The sequence below is a fragment of the Microbacterium sp. LWH3-1.2 genome (genome assembly GCF_040675855.1).
Taxonomy (GTDB): Bacteria; Actinomycetota; Actinomycetes; order Actinomycetales; family Microbacteriaceae; genus Microbacterium.
This window is the reverse complement of the sequence record NZ_JBEGIK010000001.1, coordinates 2154389-2170450: the sequence shown is the minus strand read 5'-3', so window position 1 is coordinate 2170450 and position 16062 is coordinate 2154389. Positions and strand designations below refer to the sequence as shown.

14 protein-coding genes are annotated in these 16062 nt (G+C 70.0%); 3 read left to right on the top strand and 11 right to left on the bottom strand.

The window, feature by feature from the left end; all coding sequences use genetic code 11:
* Positions 1-21 precede the first annotated feature (21 nt).
* On the top strand, positions 22-885 hold the full coding sequence (locus MRBLWH3_RS09960; RefSeq protein ID WP_363431209.1) for a fumarylacetoacetate hydrolase family protein: 864 nt from the start codon (positions 22-24) through the stop codon (positions 883-885).
* 67 nt (positions 886-952) lie between these two features.
* Here the strand turns inward: MRBLWH3_RS09960 and MRBLWH3_RS09955 are convergent, their stop codons facing one another.
* The 6 genes from MRBLWH3_RS09955 to MRBLWH3_RS09930 form a co-directional block, all read right to left on the bottom strand.
* A complete protein-coding gene (locus MRBLWH3_RS09955; RefSeq protein WP_363431206.1) occupies positions 953-1513 on the bottom strand; it encodes a DUF4190 domain-containing protein in 561 nt (186 codons plus the stop codon).
* 62 nt (positions 1514-1575) lie between these two features.
* Positions 1576-3057: an aspartate ammonia-lyase gene (locus MRBLWH3_RS09950; protein ID WP_363431204.1), complete on the bottom strand. Its 1482-nt coding sequence runs from the start codon at positions 3055-3057 to the stop codon at positions 1576-1578.
* Positions 3058-3203: 146 nt separating this feature from the next.
* A complete protein-coding gene (locus MRBLWH3_RS09945; RefSeq protein WP_363431201.1) occupies positions 3204-4115 on the bottom strand; it encodes a metallophosphoesterase in 912 nt (303 codons plus the stop codon).
* A complete protein-coding gene (locus MRBLWH3_RS09940; protein ID WP_363431198.1) occupies positions 4049-4405 on the bottom strand; it encodes a hypothetical protein in 357 nt (118 codons plus the stop codon). Before MRBLWH3_RS09940 ends, MRBLWH3_RS09945 begins: the two co-directional genes overlap by 67 nt.
* An 80-nt stretch (positions 4406-4485) precedes the next feature.
* Positions 4486-4815: a peptidase gene (locus MRBLWH3_RS09935; RefSeq protein WP_363431195.1), complete on the bottom strand. Its 330-nt coding sequence runs from the start codon at positions 4813-4815 to the stop codon at positions 4486-4488.
* Positions 4812-6116 carry an inorganic phosphate transporter gene (locus MRBLWH3_RS09930; protein WP_363431193.1) on the bottom strand — a complete coding sequence of 435 codons (1305 nt, stop codon included), beginning with the start codon at positions 6114-6116 and terminating at the stop codon, positions 4812-4814. The genes MRBLWH3_RS09935 and MRBLWH3_RS09930 overlap by 4 nt, the downstream gene beginning before the upstream one ends.
* 157 nt (positions 6117-6273) lie before the next feature.
* On the opposite strand from MRBLWH3_RS09930, the gene MRBLWH3_RS09925 reads away from it, so the two are divergent.
* The gene (locus MRBLWH3_RS09925; protein WP_363431190.1) at positions 6274-8418 is read left to right on the top strand and encodes a S9 family peptidase; all 2145 of its coding nucleotides are present in this window, start codon (positions 6274-6276) and stop codon (positions 8416-8418) included.
* Positions 8419-8556: 138 nt separating this feature from the next.
* On the opposite strand, the gene MRBLWH3_RS09920 is transcribed toward MRBLWH3_RS09925, so the two are convergent.
* From MRBLWH3_RS09920 to coaBC, 5 genes are all read right to left on the bottom strand, one after another.
* On the bottom strand, positions 8557-9585 hold the full coding sequence (locus MRBLWH3_RS09920; RefSeq protein WP_363431187.1) for an ATP-dependent 6-phosphofructokinase: 1029 nt from the start codon (positions 9583-9585) through the stop codon (positions 8557-8559).
* A 253-nt stretch (positions 9586-9838) separates the two neighbouring features.
* Positions 9839-11992, bottom strand: a complete 2154-nt coding sequence (locus tag MRBLWH3_RS09915; protein WP_363431184.1) for a DEAD/DEAH box helicase — start codon at positions 11990-11992, stop codon at positions 9839-9841.
* 238 nt (positions 11993-12230) lie between these two features.
* Positions 12231-12869, bottom strand: coding sequence for a hypothetical protein (locus MRBLWH3_RS09910; RefSeq protein WP_363431182.1), 639 nt, complete (start codon positions 12867-12869; stop codon positions 12231-12233).
* Between the two features lie 111 nt (positions 12870-12980).
* Positions 12981-13820: a glycerophosphodiester phosphodiesterase gene (locus tag MRBLWH3_RS09905; protein WP_363431179.1), complete on the bottom strand. Its 840-nt coding sequence runs from the start codon at positions 13818-13820 to the stop codon at positions 12981-12983.
* Between the two features lie 136 nt (positions 13821-13956).
* Positions 13957-15192: a bifunctional phosphopantothenoylcysteine decarboxylase/phosphopantothenate--cysteine ligase CoaBC gene (coaBC, locus tag MRBLWH3_RS09900; RefSeq protein WP_363431177.1), complete on the bottom strand. Its 1236-nt coding sequence runs from the start codon at positions 15190-15192 to the stop codon at positions 13957-13959.
* Positions 15193-15258: 66 nt separating this feature from the next.
* On the opposite strand from coaBC, the gene MRBLWH3_RS09895 reads away from it, so the two are divergent.
* Positions 15259-15975, top strand: a complete 717-nt coding sequence (locus tag MRBLWH3_RS09895) for an NRDE family protein (protein WP_363431174.1) — start codon at positions 15259-15261, stop codon at positions 15973-15975.
* The last annotated feature ends 87 nt before the right edge of the window (positions 15976-16062 follow it).

Below are 16062 nucleotides of genomic sequence, written 5' to 3'. Positions count from 1 at the left end.
CCCGGCGGCTAGGTTGGGGGCATGCGCTTCGCCCATGTCGTGCCACCGGAGTCGGGCGAGCCGAGACTCGCACTCGTCGAGGGCGACGAGGTGGCGATCGTCGAGGAGTTGTTCGACGGAGCACCCCGCGTACTCGAGGAGCTCATCGCGGGCGGCGACGGCCTGCTCGCACGCGTGCGGGATGCCGCGGGGCAGGGGACGCGGCATCCGCTGGACGGAATGGGTTTCGCGTCTGCCGTCCTCGCTCCCCCGGTCATCCTCGCGGTCGGGCTCAACTACGCGGCTCACTCCAGCGAGCTCGGCCTGACGACGGACTCGACGCCGACCGTGTTCGTGCTCTGGCCGAACTCGCTCTCCGGTCACCACCACACGACGATCTGGCCGCGATCGCTCAGCGAGTCGGTCGACTACGAGGCCGAGCTCGGCGTCATCATCGGCACCCCTGCGAAGGACGTGGCCCCCGAGGACGCCCTCGACCACGTCTGGGGATACACGGTGGTCAACGACATCACCGCGCGTGACATCCAGTACTCCGAGGCGCAGTGGTCGCGCTGCAAGTCCTTCGACGGGTTCACGCCGACGGGCCCGTTCGTGGTCACCGCGGACGAGATCCCCGACCCGCAGGACCTCCACATCTGGACGGTGCTCGACGGCACCACGCTGCAGGATGCGACCACCGGCCAGATGGTGCGGTCCGTCGCGACGCTGATCTCGCATCTGTCGAAGTCGGCGACGCTGCTGCCGGGAACGCTCATCTCCACAGGCAGCCCCGGCGGCGCCGGCTACTCGCGGGACCCACAAGTGTTCCTGCGCGACCGTTCCACCGTCACCGTCGGGATCGACGGCATCGGCGCGCTCACGACGCACTGCCGCATCCTCGGCTGAGCCGCGTCTCCCGACGCCGAGGGGCGGGCCCGCGCTGCGGACCCGCCCCTCGATGTCGATGCCTGCGTCAGTTGGATACGGTCGAGCAGTCGACCGGCAGGCCACGAACATCGACCACGCCGGAGAAGTCGACCGCCTGGCAGGCTTGCAGCACCTCCGATGAGAAGGTCAGAAGCGGGACGACGATCGCGAAGAACAGAATGATCCCGAGGAGCATCAGCACCGCCGAGATGATGATGGCAGCGAGGGCGAAGCCGTTCTTGACGCCGGCCTTGCGGCTCTGCACGAGCGCGACGATGCCGAGGATCAACGCGATCAGCTGCACGAAGAACGAGAGGATGAACGCCACGATGCCGAGCGTCTTGCCCGGGACCGGTGCGTCCGCCGGCGCACCGTACGCCGCGGGCGGTGCGGCGCTGTAGGCGGGCGCGCCCGCGGAGTACGCCGGTGGCGCGGCCGCGTACGCCGGCTGAGCGGCCGGTGCAGCGGGAGCGCCGTAGTCCGGCGTGGGGGCGGCGGGCGCGGCCGAGGACGGGGCCGGCGCATCGGCGGACGGCTGAGGCGCAGCGGGCTGCGACGCGGGCTGCTGCGGCGGCTCGGGTGCGGCCGGGTTCTGCGGATCGGTCATTTCTCGCCTTTCGTTCGAGTCTCCCTGACGTTATCGATCGGGAGCCGCGCGCGGCAACCGCCTCAGCGCGTGTCCGCCGGAGCCTCCTCGATGATCTCCTCGGGCGCCGCCACGACCGGGATGGCGGCGGTGATCGTCTCGAGCCCCGACAGGCGGGCGGGCGAGAGCTGCTTGGTGACCTCGTCGCGCGACATGAGCCCCGCCTCGACGACGAGATCGGCGACGCCGCGGCCGGTGAGCAGAGCGGTCTTCGCGAGCGCCGCGGCAGCCGCATAGCCGATGAACGGAGTGAGGGCGGTGATCACGCCGACCGACGAGCCGACCATGGCGCCGAGCCGCTCGCGGTTCGCGGTGATGCCGTCGACGCAGTTGACGCGAAGCGTGTACATCGCCTGGCGCAGCCAGGTGATGGACTGGAAGATCGAGTGCGCGATGACCGGCTCGAACGCGTTGAGCTGCAGCTGGCCGCCTTCGACCGCCATCGTCACGGTGAGGTCGGCGCCGGCGACGGAGAACGCCACCTGGTTGACGACCTCCGGGATGACGGGATTCACCTTGCCGGGCATGATGCTGGAGCCCGCCTGCCGCGCGGGCAGGTTGATCTCGCCGAACCCTGCCTGCGGACCCGACGAGAGCAGGCGCAGATCGTTGCAGATCTTCGACAGCTTGATCGCGTTGCGCTTCAGCGACGCCGAGAAGGACATGAAGGAGCCGGTGTCGCTGGTCGACTCGACCAGGTCGGTCGCGGTGGCGAGGTCGAGTCCCGAGATCTCGCGCAGGTGGCGAAGCACGGCGGACGCGTACGACGAGTGAGTCGTGATTCCGGTGCCGATCGCCGTCGCGCCCATGTTGACCTCGTACAGGAGGTAGGCGTTCTCGGTGAGGCGCTGGTGGTCGTAGCCGAGGGTCGTCGCGAACCCGTGGAACTCCTGGCCGAGCGTCATCGGCACGGCATCCTGCAGCTGCGTGCGCCCGACCTTGAGCACGTCGTGGAACTCGACGGCCTTCGCGAGGAACGCGCGGCGGAGCAGATCGAGCTCCTCGAGCAGGGTCTTCAGGTCGAGACCGAGGCCGACCTTGATGGCGGTCGGGTACACGTCGTTCGTCGACTGGCTGCGATTGGTGTCGTCGATCGGCGACAGGAAGGCGTAGTCGCCCTTGGGCCGACCCGCCAGCTCGAGCGCGATGTTGGTGATGACCTCGTTCGCGTTCATGTTGGTCGACGTGCCGGCGCCGCCCTGGATGACGCCGACGACGAACTGGTCGTGGAAGTCGCCGTCGATGACGAGCTGCGCGGCACGGTCGATGAGGTCGGCCTTGGCGGGGTCGAGCACGCCGATCTCACGGTTCGCGCGGGCCGAAGCCTGCTTGACCATCGCGAGGCCCCGCACCAGATCGGGGTAGACCGAGATCGGCCTCTTCGAGATCGGGAAGTTCTCGAGCGCGCGGGCGGTGTGGATGCCCCAATACGCGTCGGCGGGGATCTCCAGGGATCCCAGGGAGTCGGTCTCGATGCGGGTTCGCGTCATTGCGTCCAGAGCCATGTGTTGAAGTCCTCGTGGGTCGTTCACAGCGGTGTGCGGGGTGCTTCGAGCCTACCCGCGGCGCCCGCCGGCCGGGGTGTACACCGCGTACACCACGCCGGGCCTTTCCGTACACCGCGGCGGTCGCGGCGGCGATGAGAACACCGTCAGCGCCGTTTGCGCGAGAACGCCTCGAGCCGCTCCTCGGGCGTGAGCCGCGACATCCGCTCGACCCATTCCGCGGAGAACACGTCGCCGGTCGGCGCCGCCGCGACGGGTACGACGGCATGGGTGATGGTGTCGTCGTACACGTGCACGAGGTGGAACGACTGGCCGGCATCCATGCCGTTGACGTCCACCGCGGGGCGCGCGAGGTTCATCGTGTAGCAGGTGGCCGCGGCAACGCTCACCGGGACGCCCGCGAAGGTGCCGCTCGTCGAGTAGTGCAGATGCCCCGCGAGGATCGCGCGGACGTCGGTGCCGGCGATCACGTCGGCGAGTCTCCCCTGGTCCCGGAGCTCCAGGATGTCGAACAGCGGCACATGCGACGGCAGCGGCGGATGATGCAGCGCGAGGATCGTGCCCAACGGCGCCGGCGTCGCCAGCTCGTGGCGCAGCCACTCGAGCTGCCCGTGATCGAGATCGCCGTGGTGCCAGCCGGGGACGGTCGAATCCAGGCCGATGAGCCGGAGTCCGTCGAGGTCCCAGACGCCGGTGACGGGTTCCTCGGTCGGTTCCAGCCCGAGGAGGTCCCGGCGCAGGGCGGGCCGCTCGTCGTGGTTGCCGGCGAGCCACACCACCGGGGCGCCGAGTCGCTCCGCGACCGGCTCCACTGCAGCGCGCAACGCCGAGTACGCCTCCGGCTCACCCAGATCCGTCAGGTCGCCGGTGAACACGATGGCGTCGGGACGGATGCCGGTGGCCTCGGCTGCCTCGAGAGCACCGGCAAGGTTGGCCGCGGTGTCGAAACGGCCGCCGAGCGGCACGTTGCCCGCCAGGAGATGCGTATCGCTCACGTGCAGCAGGGTGCGCCGCGCCGGCGGATACTGACCGAACTGGACGGATGCGGCGGTGGCCATGCGGCCGAGTCTATTCGGGCAATGCGGACGAAGCGTCCTTCGCGCAGGCGAGGCACCGGCATCCGTCCCGGGACCGCCCGCACGGCGTGCCGCTGCAGATCCTCGAATGCACGGTCGAGCTCCTGCTCGCGACCGAAATACCGTTCCGCGTCATCCACCCCCGCGGGCGGAAGGCCGAAGTACGGGCACTCGGCGCTTCCTGCGCGGAACGCCGCCGCCGACTGCAGTGCGGGATCCTGCCGGAGGATCGCCTGCTCGAGTGTGGCGAGCTCGATGCAGGGGTCTGACACCCGCGCCGGTCCTGCCGATATCAGGCTTCGGATACTGCGCGCGTGATGAGGATGCGGGGACCGCCACCGGCATCGGTCGCTCAGTGGTTGAAGAGGATGAGCAGCAGTCCGCCGAGCACCGCCCCGGCACAGACCGCGAAGCACGCGTAGGCGCCGATGAGGGCGAATCGCTTCTGGCTGTCGGTGAGCGGACTGCGCTTGGCGGCCTTCGCGGCGGCCTTCTCGGCCCGCCGAGCCTCCTTCTCGGAGATGACCGTGATGGCGTCGGTGAACTCCGCCGGAGCGACCACCGGCGCACGGCCGGCACGCACCAGCAGCCGGAGACCCATCGCGTAGAACGAGACGACCACGACCGCCGAGAGGAATGCCGCGACGAACACCTGGACGAATGCGAGCCAGTTGATGGTCATCGCGCGCCACCGTCCTTCGGTCCGCTCTCGGATCGATGGGGGGCCTTCGCTGCTTTGGCGGCCTTCTTCGCCGCCGCCTGCGCCGCGGACACGCGACGCGCCTCTTCGCGCGCGATGGCGCGCTGGCGACGCGTGGGCGGCGGGTTGCGCTTGACCTTGACGGCGCGGCCGGAGTCGGCGACTTCGCTCATCGCGTTCGATGCGGTGACCTCGTCGCGACGCGAGCGCATGAACAGGAAGAGGATGATGACGACGGCGAGGACAGCGTCGATGATGACGCCCCACACGGGCAGCCACACGACGATGAGGGCCGCGACGGCGCCGACCGCACCGGCCGCCGGCAGCGTGAGGATCCAGCCCACCATGATCCGGCCCGCAGTGCGCCACCGCACCTGCGAGCCGCGGCGTCCGAGGCCTGATCCGATGACCGAACCCGATGCGACCTGCGTCGTCGACAGCGCGAAGCCGAGTGCGCTGGAGGCGAGGATCGTCGATGCCGTCGATGCCTCGGCCGAGAAGCCCTGCGCCGGCTTGACCTCGGTGAGGCCCTTGCCCAGGGTGCGGATGATGCGCCAACCGCCCATGTAGGTGCCGAGCGCGATCGTGATCGCACACGCGAACACCACCCAGGTCTGCGGCTCGGGGTTCGAGGTCGACTGCAGGCCCGCGGTGATGAGGAGGAGCGTGATGATGCCCATCGTCTTCTGCGCGTCGTTCGTGCCGTGGGCGAGCGCCACCAGCGACGACGTGAAGATCTGACCGAACCGGAACCCGTCGCGTCCGTCGGGCTTGCTGTCGTAGCGCCGTGTGAGCACGTAGGCGAGTTTCGTGGCGGTGAACGCGATGACGCCTGCCGTGACCGGCGCGATGAACGCCGGCAGGATCACCTTCGACATCACCACGCCGAAGTTCACCGCGGTCACGCCGACGCCGACGATGGTCGCGCCGATGAGCCCGCCGAACAGTGCGTGGGATGATGAAGAGGGAAGACCCAGAAGCCACGTGAGCATGTTCCACGTGATGGCGCCGATGAGGCCGGCGAGGATGATCTCCGGGAAGATGTCGTGAGAGATCTGATCCTCATTGATGATGCCGCCCGAGATCGTCTGGGCGACCTCCGTCGACAGGAAGGCGCCGACCAGGTTGAGGACGGCGGCGAGGAGCACGGCGGTCTTGGGCTTGAGCGCGCCGGTGGCGATGGGGGTCGCCATCGCGTTCGCGGTGTCGTGGAAGCCGTTCGTGAAATCGAAGAACAGCGCCAGCGCGATCACCAGAACGATGATGAGGGTTGCGGTTTCCACCGTTCGCTTTCGGGGAGGAGGAGTGGAGAGGGGTGTGCCGACGAGATCGGCGCGACGAACGAACAGTTCACCAAGAGTTCAGGAACCGGCAACCGGCCAGGAAGAATCCTACATCGGCGACCCTGACGGTCAACTCGGAGGCGACTAGCGTGGAACGGTGACTCTCAGCGACTCCGCACCCTCTTCGTCCACCCCTGTCTCCGGCATCCGTCCGCCCGTCGCCGACAGCAAGATCACCGTCCGGTCGCACCACGGCGACGACGTCGAAGACCGCTACGAGTGGTTCCGCGAGAAGGAGGACGCCGCCGTCCTCGCGCACCTCGAAGCAGAGAACGCGTACACGCAGCAGCGCACCGCCCACCTCGAGGGTCTGCGCGATCGCATCTTCGGCGAGATCAAGGGCCGCACGCTCGAGACCGACCTCTCGGTGCCCACTCGCCGCGGCGCCTGGTGGTACTACGGTCGCACCCTCGAGGGCAAGCAGTACGGCATCCAGTGCCGCGCCCCGCTCGCGTCCGCCGAGGACTGGACGCCGCCGGAGCTCTCCCCCGACGTCGAGGTGGCGGGCGAGCAGATCCTCCTCGACGGCAACGTCGAGGCGGAGGGTCACGAGTTCTTCTCGCTCGGCAGCTTCGAAGTGTCCAACGACGGCACGCTCATGCTCTACGGCGTCGACGTCGCGGGCGACGAGCGCTACACCGTGCGCGTGCGCAACCTCGTGACCGGTGAGCAGCTCCCCGACGAGATCCCCGACACGTTCGCCGGCGCGACCTTCTCCCCCGATGGCCGCTTCATCGTCTACACCACCGTCGACGACGCGTGGCGGCCCGACACCGTCTGGCTGCATGAGCTCGGCACACCCGTCGCCGACGACGCGAAGCTCTTCCATGAGCCCGACGAGAAGTACTGGGTCGGCGCCGGGTTCACCCGCAGCGACCGCTTCCTCGTCATCGGTCTGGGTTCGTCCATCACGTCGGAGGAATGGCTCCTGGATGCTGACGATCTCCGTGGCGAACCGCGCGTGGTGTGGCCGCGCACCGAGGGCGTCGAGTACGACTCCGAGCACGCCGTCGTCGACGGTGAGGACGTCCTCTTCATCCTCCATAACGACGGAGCCCTGGACTTCGAGCTGGTGCGGGTGGCAGCATCCGATCCCTCCGGCGACCGTTCCGTCGTGATCCCGCACCGTCCCGGCGAGCGCCTGCTGGGCGTCTCGACGTTCCGCGACTGGGGCGTCGTAGGCTACCGCCGCGGCGGCCTCGCGCGCCTCGGCATGCTCGACTACGCGACGGGCGGCGTCGACGAGATCACGTTCGACGAACCGCTCTACTCGGTGGGCACCGGCGGCAACCCGGAGTGGGCTCCTCCCCTGCTGCGGCTCGGGTACGGCTCATTCGTCACGCCCGGTACGGTCTACGACCTCGACGTCGCCACACGCGAACTGCACCTGCGCAAGCGTCAGCCGGTGCTCGGCGGCTACGAGCCTTCCGAGTACGCGCAGGAGCGGGTGTGGGCCACGGCGCAGGACGGCACGCAGATCCCCATCTCGCTCGTCTACAAGAGGTCGTTCGGCGACGCGGGCGTCGCACCCCGCCCCGTGCACCTGTACGGGTACGGCTCGTACGAGCACTCGATCGAGCCCGGTTTCTCGGTGCCGCGGCTGTCGGAGCTCGAACGCGGCGTCGTCTTCGCCGTCGCGCACGTGCGCGGCGGCGGCGAGATGGGCCGCCAGTGGTACGAGGACGGAAAGCTCCTCAACAAGCGCAACACCTTCACCGACTTCGTCGACAGCGCGCTTCATCTGATCGACCACGGCTACACGACGCCCTCCCAGCTCGTCGCCGAGGGGGGTTCTGCCGGCGGCCTGCTGATGGGCGCGGTCGCCAACATCGCGCCCGAACTGTTCGCCGGCGTGCTCGCGGACGTCCCGTTCGTCGACGCGCTGACCACGATCCTCGACCCGTCGCTGCCGCTCACCGTGATCGAGTGGGACGAGTGGGGCGACCCGCTCCACAACGCCGACGTCTACGCCTACATGAAGTCGTACTCGCCCTACGAGAACGTGCGGACCGATGCCGCGTACCCGAGGATCCTCGCGGTCACCTCGCTCAACGACACCCGCGTGCTGTACGTCGAGCCGGCGAAGTGGGTCGCGCGCCTGCGCGAAGTCGGCGCCGACGCCCTCCTCAAGTGCGAGATGGTCGCCGGTCACGGCGGCGTCTCCGGCCGCTACAACGCCTGGCGCGAGCGCGCGTTCGAGCTGGCGTGGCTCCTGGACGTGCTCGGCGTCGCCGACGCCTGAGCGGGCGGGGCGTCGAAGCAGAGGATGTCGACTGAGACCGGGGACCACGCCCCCGGTCTCAGCCGGACCGCTCGGGTTCGACGCGATCGGCGGGCCCGATGACGTCAGGGACGGGCGCAGCGGGCGACGGGCGTCCGATCACCCGAACAGCGCGGCGGCCTCTTCGTAGCGGTACAGCGGAACGGTGTTGAGTTCGCCGAGGGCGTCGGCGAAGGGGACGCGGACGATGTCGGTGCCGCGCATCGCGACCATCTGACCCCACGCGCCGTCGACGACCGCGTCGGCGGCGTGCAGTCCGAGGCGCGTCGCGAGGACGCGGTCGAAGCCCGAGGGAGAGCCGCCGCGCTGGATGTGGCCCAGGACCGTGGAACGGGTCTCGATGCCGGTGATGCGTTCGATCTCGGGCGCGAGGATCTCGCTGATGCCGCCCAAGCGCGGGCGGTTGAAGGCGTCGAGGCCCTTATCGCTGTAGGCCTCGTCCATGCCCTCGAGGGTGAAACCCTCGGAGACGACGATGAGCGGGGCACGACCGCGGTCGTGGGCACGGGAGACGAGCGCGGCGATCTCGTCTATGGACATCGGCACCTCGGGGATGCAGATCGCGTGCGCCCCCGCGGCCATGCCGGCGTGCAGCGCGATCCAGCCGACGTGGCGGCCCATCACTTCGGCCACCATGCACCGCTGGTGCGAGTCGCCGGTGGTGCGCAGGCGGTCCATCGCGTCGGTGGCGATGTTGACGGCGGTGTCGAAGCCGAAGGAGTAGTCGGTGGCGCGGAGGTCGTTGTCGATCGTCTTCGGGACGCCGAGCACGTTGATGCCGTCGTTCGAGAGGCGGTTCGCCGCCGCCAGGGTGCCCTCGCCGCCGATCGCGATGATGCCGTCGAGGCGGTGCCCGTACATCGTCTTGGCGATGTTCTCCGCGCCGCCGCGCGGGCCCTCGTAAGGGTTCGTGCGGGAAGTGCCGAGGATCGTGCCGCCGACCTTGGACAGACCCTTGACCTCGTGGCGCGTGAGCGGGAAGAAATCGCCGTCCACCACGCCGCGCCAGCCGTCGCGGACGCCGACGAACTCGAGGTCGTAGGTGGTCGTGCCCTTGAGCACCACACCGCGGATGACCGCGTTGAGCCCGGGGCAGTCGCCGCCGCTCGTCAGGATGCCGATCTTCATTGCTGTGTTCCTCGCTGTCGGGTCGGTGAAGAGGGTCGGCGTCGCTGCCTCCCCCGACACTAGTGCCGGAAGCCGCGCCCTGCCACACGCGGCCGCCTCGCTGGGCCAGGGTCAGTCCGGGAGGCGCTCCCAGACCTCGCCTCTCGCGCCGCCACCGCTGCGCACCGGCGGGGCGTGCCGACGTCGCCCGGAACCAGAACGTCTCATCCGGGTTCCACCCGGCGACCCGCACCGCCCTCGTCGGAGCCGATCGTTATGCGGCGCCGAGCGCCTGACGCAGCACGTGCATGAGCGCAGACAGCTGCACCGAGTCGCTCGACTGCGGGTCGACGGCCTCGCCGTCGAGCGCACGGGCGGCGAGGCCCTGCTTGGAGTCGATGAGCTCGGCGATCTTCGTGTCGATCGTGTGCGCGGCGATGATGCGCCACGCGGTCACGGGCTCGTCCTGGCCGATACGGTGGACGCGGTCGATCGCCTGCGTCTGCTCGGCGGCCGTCCACGACAGCTCAGCGAGCACGACGTTCGACGAGGCCTGCATGTTCACGCCGACACCCGCTGCGGTGAGCGAGCAGACTGCGATGCCGACGTCGGGGTCGTTGTTGAACGCGTCGATCGCCTGCTGGCGCGCCGTGGTGGCCTGATCGCCTCGCAGCGACACCGTCTTGAGTCCCGCGGCGGCGAAGTGCGCCTCGGCGGTGTCCATGACGTCGATGTGCTTGGCGAAGAACACGACCTTGCCGACCGAGCGCTGCAGCTGCACGGCATAGTCGGCGGCGAGCACGGCCTTGGCCTGGCCGATCTTGCGCACCATCGTGAAGACGTTCTCAGACCCGGTGCCGGCGGCCTTCGACTCCTCGAGCTCGTTGTGCGCCACCAGACGGACGATGTCCTCGTCGATGTGGCCCGGGCCGTGGCCGCGCTCGCCGCGCGCCTCGATGATGCGGCGGTACTTCGCGGCGAGCCGCTCGCCGAGCTCGCGCTCGGCCTGACGGATCGACCGGCCGAACTCGTCGTCGAGCTCCACGGGGAGGTCGGCGATGAGCTTGTCGGGCAGGTCGGCGGCGACATCCTTCTTCTTGCGCCGCACGATGCCCATCGAGATCACCGCGTCGCGCGCTTCGGGATAGAACGACTTGTCGGCGGGGGTCAGCCCCGTCTCGTCGAGCTTCTCCATGAGCACCGGACCGGGCTTCTCACCGGTGGTCCAGCCGAGGAATCGCCAGATCGCATCGAAATCCTCGACGTCGTTGATCAGGGGCGTGCCGGTGAGGGCGAGCAGCAGCGGGTCGGGCACCTGCTCTCGGATGCGCGTCGCGAGCGCCAGCACGTTCTGCGAGCGCTGCGACGTGAGGTTCTTGATGAAGTGCGCCTCGTCGACGACCATGCCCTTCAGGCCGATCGAGCCGAGCCACGAGAGGTGACGGTCGAGGATCTCGTAGTTGACGATGAACACGTCGGCGAACGCGTCGATGCCTTCGCCGTCACCGTGGATCACCGTCGCACGCCGCTGCGGCGTCCAGCGCTCGACCTCGCGCGCCCAGTTCATCTTGACGACGTTGGGCACGACCGCCAGGAGCGGGTACGCGTTCGCGACGGATGCTGCGAGCACCGACTCCGCCGTCTTGCCCAGGCCCGGCTCGTCGGCGAGGAGGAACGTGCGGTGACCGGCGCGAACGGACTCGAGGAACCGCGACTGGTGCGGCATGACCTCGAGGCCCTTGGGCGACAGGCGATCGAACTCCGGCACGGGCGGGAGCTCCATCGAGGCGGTCGCACCGCCGGCGCCGGTCTCGAACGCCTTGTACAGCGGGCCCATGAGCTCCCAGCTGTCGAGGCGGCGGCGCGGCGTCTGCTTCGGGGCGCGGACCGTGAGGTCCGGCGCGAGGAAGGGATTGGAATCGCGACGTGCCTCGACCTGCGGCGGCACCACCTGGCGCTCGGCGAGCGCTGCGGGCACGACGGTCGCGACGACGGGGGCGACGTCGGTGATGATGAGCTCGTCCGGCGCCAGCTCGGCACCCGACTCGAGCAGCCAGTCGCGCCGCATGCGGCGCGCGACGGGAGAGGTGGCCTGGTCGACCTCGAGCAGCTGGATGAGCGACGTGTCGCGCGCCGCAGTCTTCGCGAGGATGGTGGCCACGCCGTCGAGCCGCTTGAGCAGCTCGGCGCGCGCAGCATCCGTCAGCTCCGTGTCGCTCTTCACACGCGCGCGCTCCTCGCGGACGAGGAAGGCGATGACCTGGAACTTGACGCGGTTCGTGGGCCCCAGCTTGCCGCGCTGGGCCTTCGCCTCGACCTCGCGCACCTTACGGGCGAGGATCGGGATGATGGGGGCCTCGTCGTCGCGGCGCGCGGACGAGGACTTGCGGCGACGCTGCGCCGCCTGGGTGGGTGCCGTGGTCGGCATGCTCCTCCTGAGCGTGAATGCCGGATAGGGAGTCCGGCGGGGATCGGGTGATACCGATGGTTCTGCGTGCTCCCGCGGGCGGCGCGAACGCCGTCGCGAACGCGGGATCAGGGATTCGCCGCCGACGGTCGCGGGCACTCGCTTCTGCGAGCTGCGACATCGTCAGCGGGTTTCCCGTGCACCATTCTAGGGGAACCGGCCCCTGAACGGGGCAACCCGGCGCGGGAGAACCCGGGACTCAGCCCCACAGGGTCGCGACGATGTCTTCGGTGTACCCCTCCGGGGCGAAGTTGATCCACGCGGTCGTCACGAGTCCGCCGCCCCCGATGTAGTGCGTCTCGCCGCGCGTGTACTCCTCGTCGTCGAGCGTGATGCCCTTCTGCTCGATGCGGCACACGGTGCCGTCGCCGAGTTCCTCGCATCCGAAGCCCGCCTGCGGCAGCGCCGCAAGCGCGGCTTCCTCCTGGCCGGCGTCGATCGCGGTCACGTTGGTCGCGAGCCCGTACTCGCTCGGCTGCCCCCACGAGCAGCGCAGTGTCGGCGCTCCACCGTGGATGATCTCGAGCAGGTCGGCGTTCTCGGTCGACAGCATCGTCACGCCGGGGTCGTTGAGGGGCGGGTTCGCCGACTGCAGCTGCGTGAGCATGGCGGCGGAGTAGATCTCCTCGCACGCCCCCGGAACCTCGAACGACGTCTGAGGCGTCTCGGTCTCGACCGGCGACGCGGACGGGTCGGGCGTCTGTTCCTTCACCGTGCTCGAAGGGCTGCTCGAGGGGGTCGCCTCGGATTCCGGACGGCACCCCGTGACAACCGCGGCCAGGGCGGTGAGCGCGACGCACCCGATCACGATCCGCGTCAAGCGGCTTTGCACGACCATTCCCTCGCCACCTCTCGCGCGCCGCAGCGGGCAGAAGGGCGGCGCGCCTTCGACCCTAACGAGGCGGGCGGACGGATGCTGCGGGCCACGCCGCGCGCACGAGCACAGCTGTCACGGGCCCGCGTACGCGCTCTGCCATTCCGACAGAGTGTGCGGGTCGTCGGTGACGATGCCGTCGACGCCGAGGGCCGTCACCTCATCCCACTGCGAGTCGTCGTTGAGCGTGTAGACGACGACGCGGGCACCTACCGCGTGCAGCTCGTCGACGATGCCCGGGCGAGCGAGCACGGCCTTGCGGTTCACGACGACGCCGCGCGCGCCGGCCTCGGCGACCGCGCTCACGACATCCGACGGGAGCTGCTTGAGGATGAGCAGCCGCGACAGCACATCCGACCCGGCCGCGGCGAGCGCGAGCGTCCGCGCATCGAAGCTCGCGAAGACGATGCGGCGTTCGAGGCCGCGCGCGGCGACCTCTGCGACGGCCGCATCGACGGCCGCGGCATCCCATTCGCCCTTCATCTCCACGATCGCGCGGCCGTCGGTCGCGACGAGGGCATCGAGGAACTCCACCAAGGTGGGGACCGGGGTGCCGGCATAGGTGCGGTCGAACCAGGAGCCGGCATCGAGCGCCCTCACCTCGGCGAGCGTCAGCGAGGCCAGCCGGCCGTGGCCGTCGGTGGTGCGGTCAACGGTCTTGTCGTGCATGAGCACGGGATGACGATCGGCGGTGAGGGCCACGTCGACCTCGACGTAGTCGAACCCGTCGGCGAGAGCCGCGGTGACGGCCGGCAGCGTGTTCTCCGGTGCCGTCGCGGCTCCTCCGCGATGACTGGCGATGAACGCCGCCTCGCCGGGCGTCCGCTCGTCCCCCATCAGCTCCCGCGAACTCACGCGGGCAGGAGTGGCGCCGAGGAAGGCGACCACCAGGCTCGCGATCGCGAGGACGCACATGACGGGCAGAGCGTGGATCCGGTCTCGGGCTCGATCTGATGCCGCGGACTGGGGCATCGGGCATGTCCTCCGGGGGTCGTTGCCACGTCCTCGTCGACGTGGTGCGGACCACTCTACATGCGCCGTTACGTATTCGTTACTTTGCTTTCGCTTGGCTTTCGCGCACCATCAGGACCGCATCCCAGACGGCTTCCGCCACGTCGTCCTTGCCCCCCCGCCGGGCCCCGATGACCTCGCCGTCGGCACTGATGATCGTGACGGCGTTGTCGGCGGCCTCGAATCCCTTGGACCAGCCGACCTCATTCACCGCCAGCAGGTCCGCACCCTTCCGCGCCGCCTTGCGGCGCCCGCGGTCGAGCAGCGTCGCTCCGTCGCCGGGGGTCTCGGCCGCGAAGCCGACGATCGTCTGCCCCTCGCGCCGACCCCGGACCAGCCCCGCGAGGATGTCGTCGTTCTCTATGAGGTCGAGGGTGATCCCGCCGACCGGCGCGGACTCCTTCGCACGCTTGAGCGGCGACACCTCGGCCACGCGGTAATCGGCGACGGCCGCCGCCATCACCACCACATCGGCTGCTCCGGCCTCAGCCTCGACGGCCTCGCCGAGCTCTGCCGCGGTGCCCGCGCGCACGACCCGCAGACCCGGACGAGCGGATGCTGCGGCCAGCACCCCGTCGTCGACATGGGCCGCGACGAGCACGACGTCGGCTCCGCGCTCCGCGGCCGAAAGCGCGACCGCGACGCCCTGCCGACCGCTCGAGCGGTTGCCGATATAGCGGACGGGATCGATCGGCTCACGGGTGCCGCCGGCGCTCACGACGACGCGCAGTCCGCGCAGGTCGCCGGCACCACCCTCGACTGCGGCGAGTGCGGCCTCGAAGATCGCCTCGGGCTCCGTCATCCGTCCCGGCCCGCTGTCGCCGCCGGTCAGCTCCCCCTCCTCGGGGCCGACCACGATGACGCCGCGCTCACGCAGGACCGCCATGTTGTGGACGGTCGAGGGGTGCCGCCACATCTCGGTGTGCATCGCCGGCGCCACGACGACCGGTGCCGTGGTGGCGAGTAGGGTCGTTCCGAGGAGGTCGTCCGCGAGTCCCGCGGTCATCTTCGCCAGGGTGTTCGCCGTCGCGGGCGCCACGATCACGAGGTCGGCCGCCTGGCCGAGCGCGACGTGACGCACGCGTGCGACGTCGTCGTGGACGGAGGTCGTCATGGGGTGGCGGCTGATCGCCTCCCAAGTCGGCATCCCCACGAAGCGCAGCGCGTCCTCCGTGGGGACGACGTGGACCTCGTGACCCGCTTTGACCAGCAGGCGCACGAGCTGAACCGTCTTGTAGGCGGCAATGCCACCGGTGACCCCGACCACGACGAACACCCTCCGATCTTGGCACGACTGCCCGACACCCGGCCCCGCCGGACGACACCACCACAGGAGCCCCGCATGTGCACCGTCGTGATCCGCGTCCCCGAATCGGCGGACGAGCCCACGCGCGTGCTCGCCATCCGCGATGAGGACCCCGCCCGGCCGTGGAACCCGCTCGGCCGCTGGTGGCCCGAGGCGCACGACGGCGTCGTGGGCGTGCGCGACGTCCGCGCGGGCGGCGCCTGGCTCGCCGCGGACCCGACGGCCGGACGCCTCGCGGTGCTCCTCAACCGTGCCGACGAGTCGACGCGCCCTGAGTCGGAGCTCGTGTCGCGCGGCGGCATCGTGCTCGACGCGGTCGCGGGCCGCTCTCCCGCCGGCGAACCGGCGACGCACGGCTTCAACCTCGTCGAGGTCGAAGGAGCCCACGCCCGCGTGCTCACGTGGGACGGCGTCACCCTGCGCACAACGGAGCTCGAGCCCGGGACGCACATGGTCGCCCACGACGACGTCGACGACAGCGGCACGCCGCGCATCGTGCGGTGGCTGGGCGAATTCCAGTCGACGGAGCCTGCCGTCGACGGGCGATGGTGGATGCCGTGGATCGAGGTGCTCGAGCGCTCGGCCGAGCTCCCCCCCACAGACGACGGCGCCATCATCCGCGACAACCGCCCGCTCGGCTATCCGACCCTGTCGCTCCTGGCGTGCGTGGCCTCGGTGTCGGCTGACGACGTCGACGTGCACTACGGCGAGCTGGCGCGCCCGGGCGAGTGGGGCGGCCTCGAGCTTCGCTGACGCCGCACCGCGCTTGGGACACTCAGTCCCCGCAAGGCGTGACCCATCCACCGCGAAGGGCCGGCCCTCCCTTGTCCGGGGAGGACC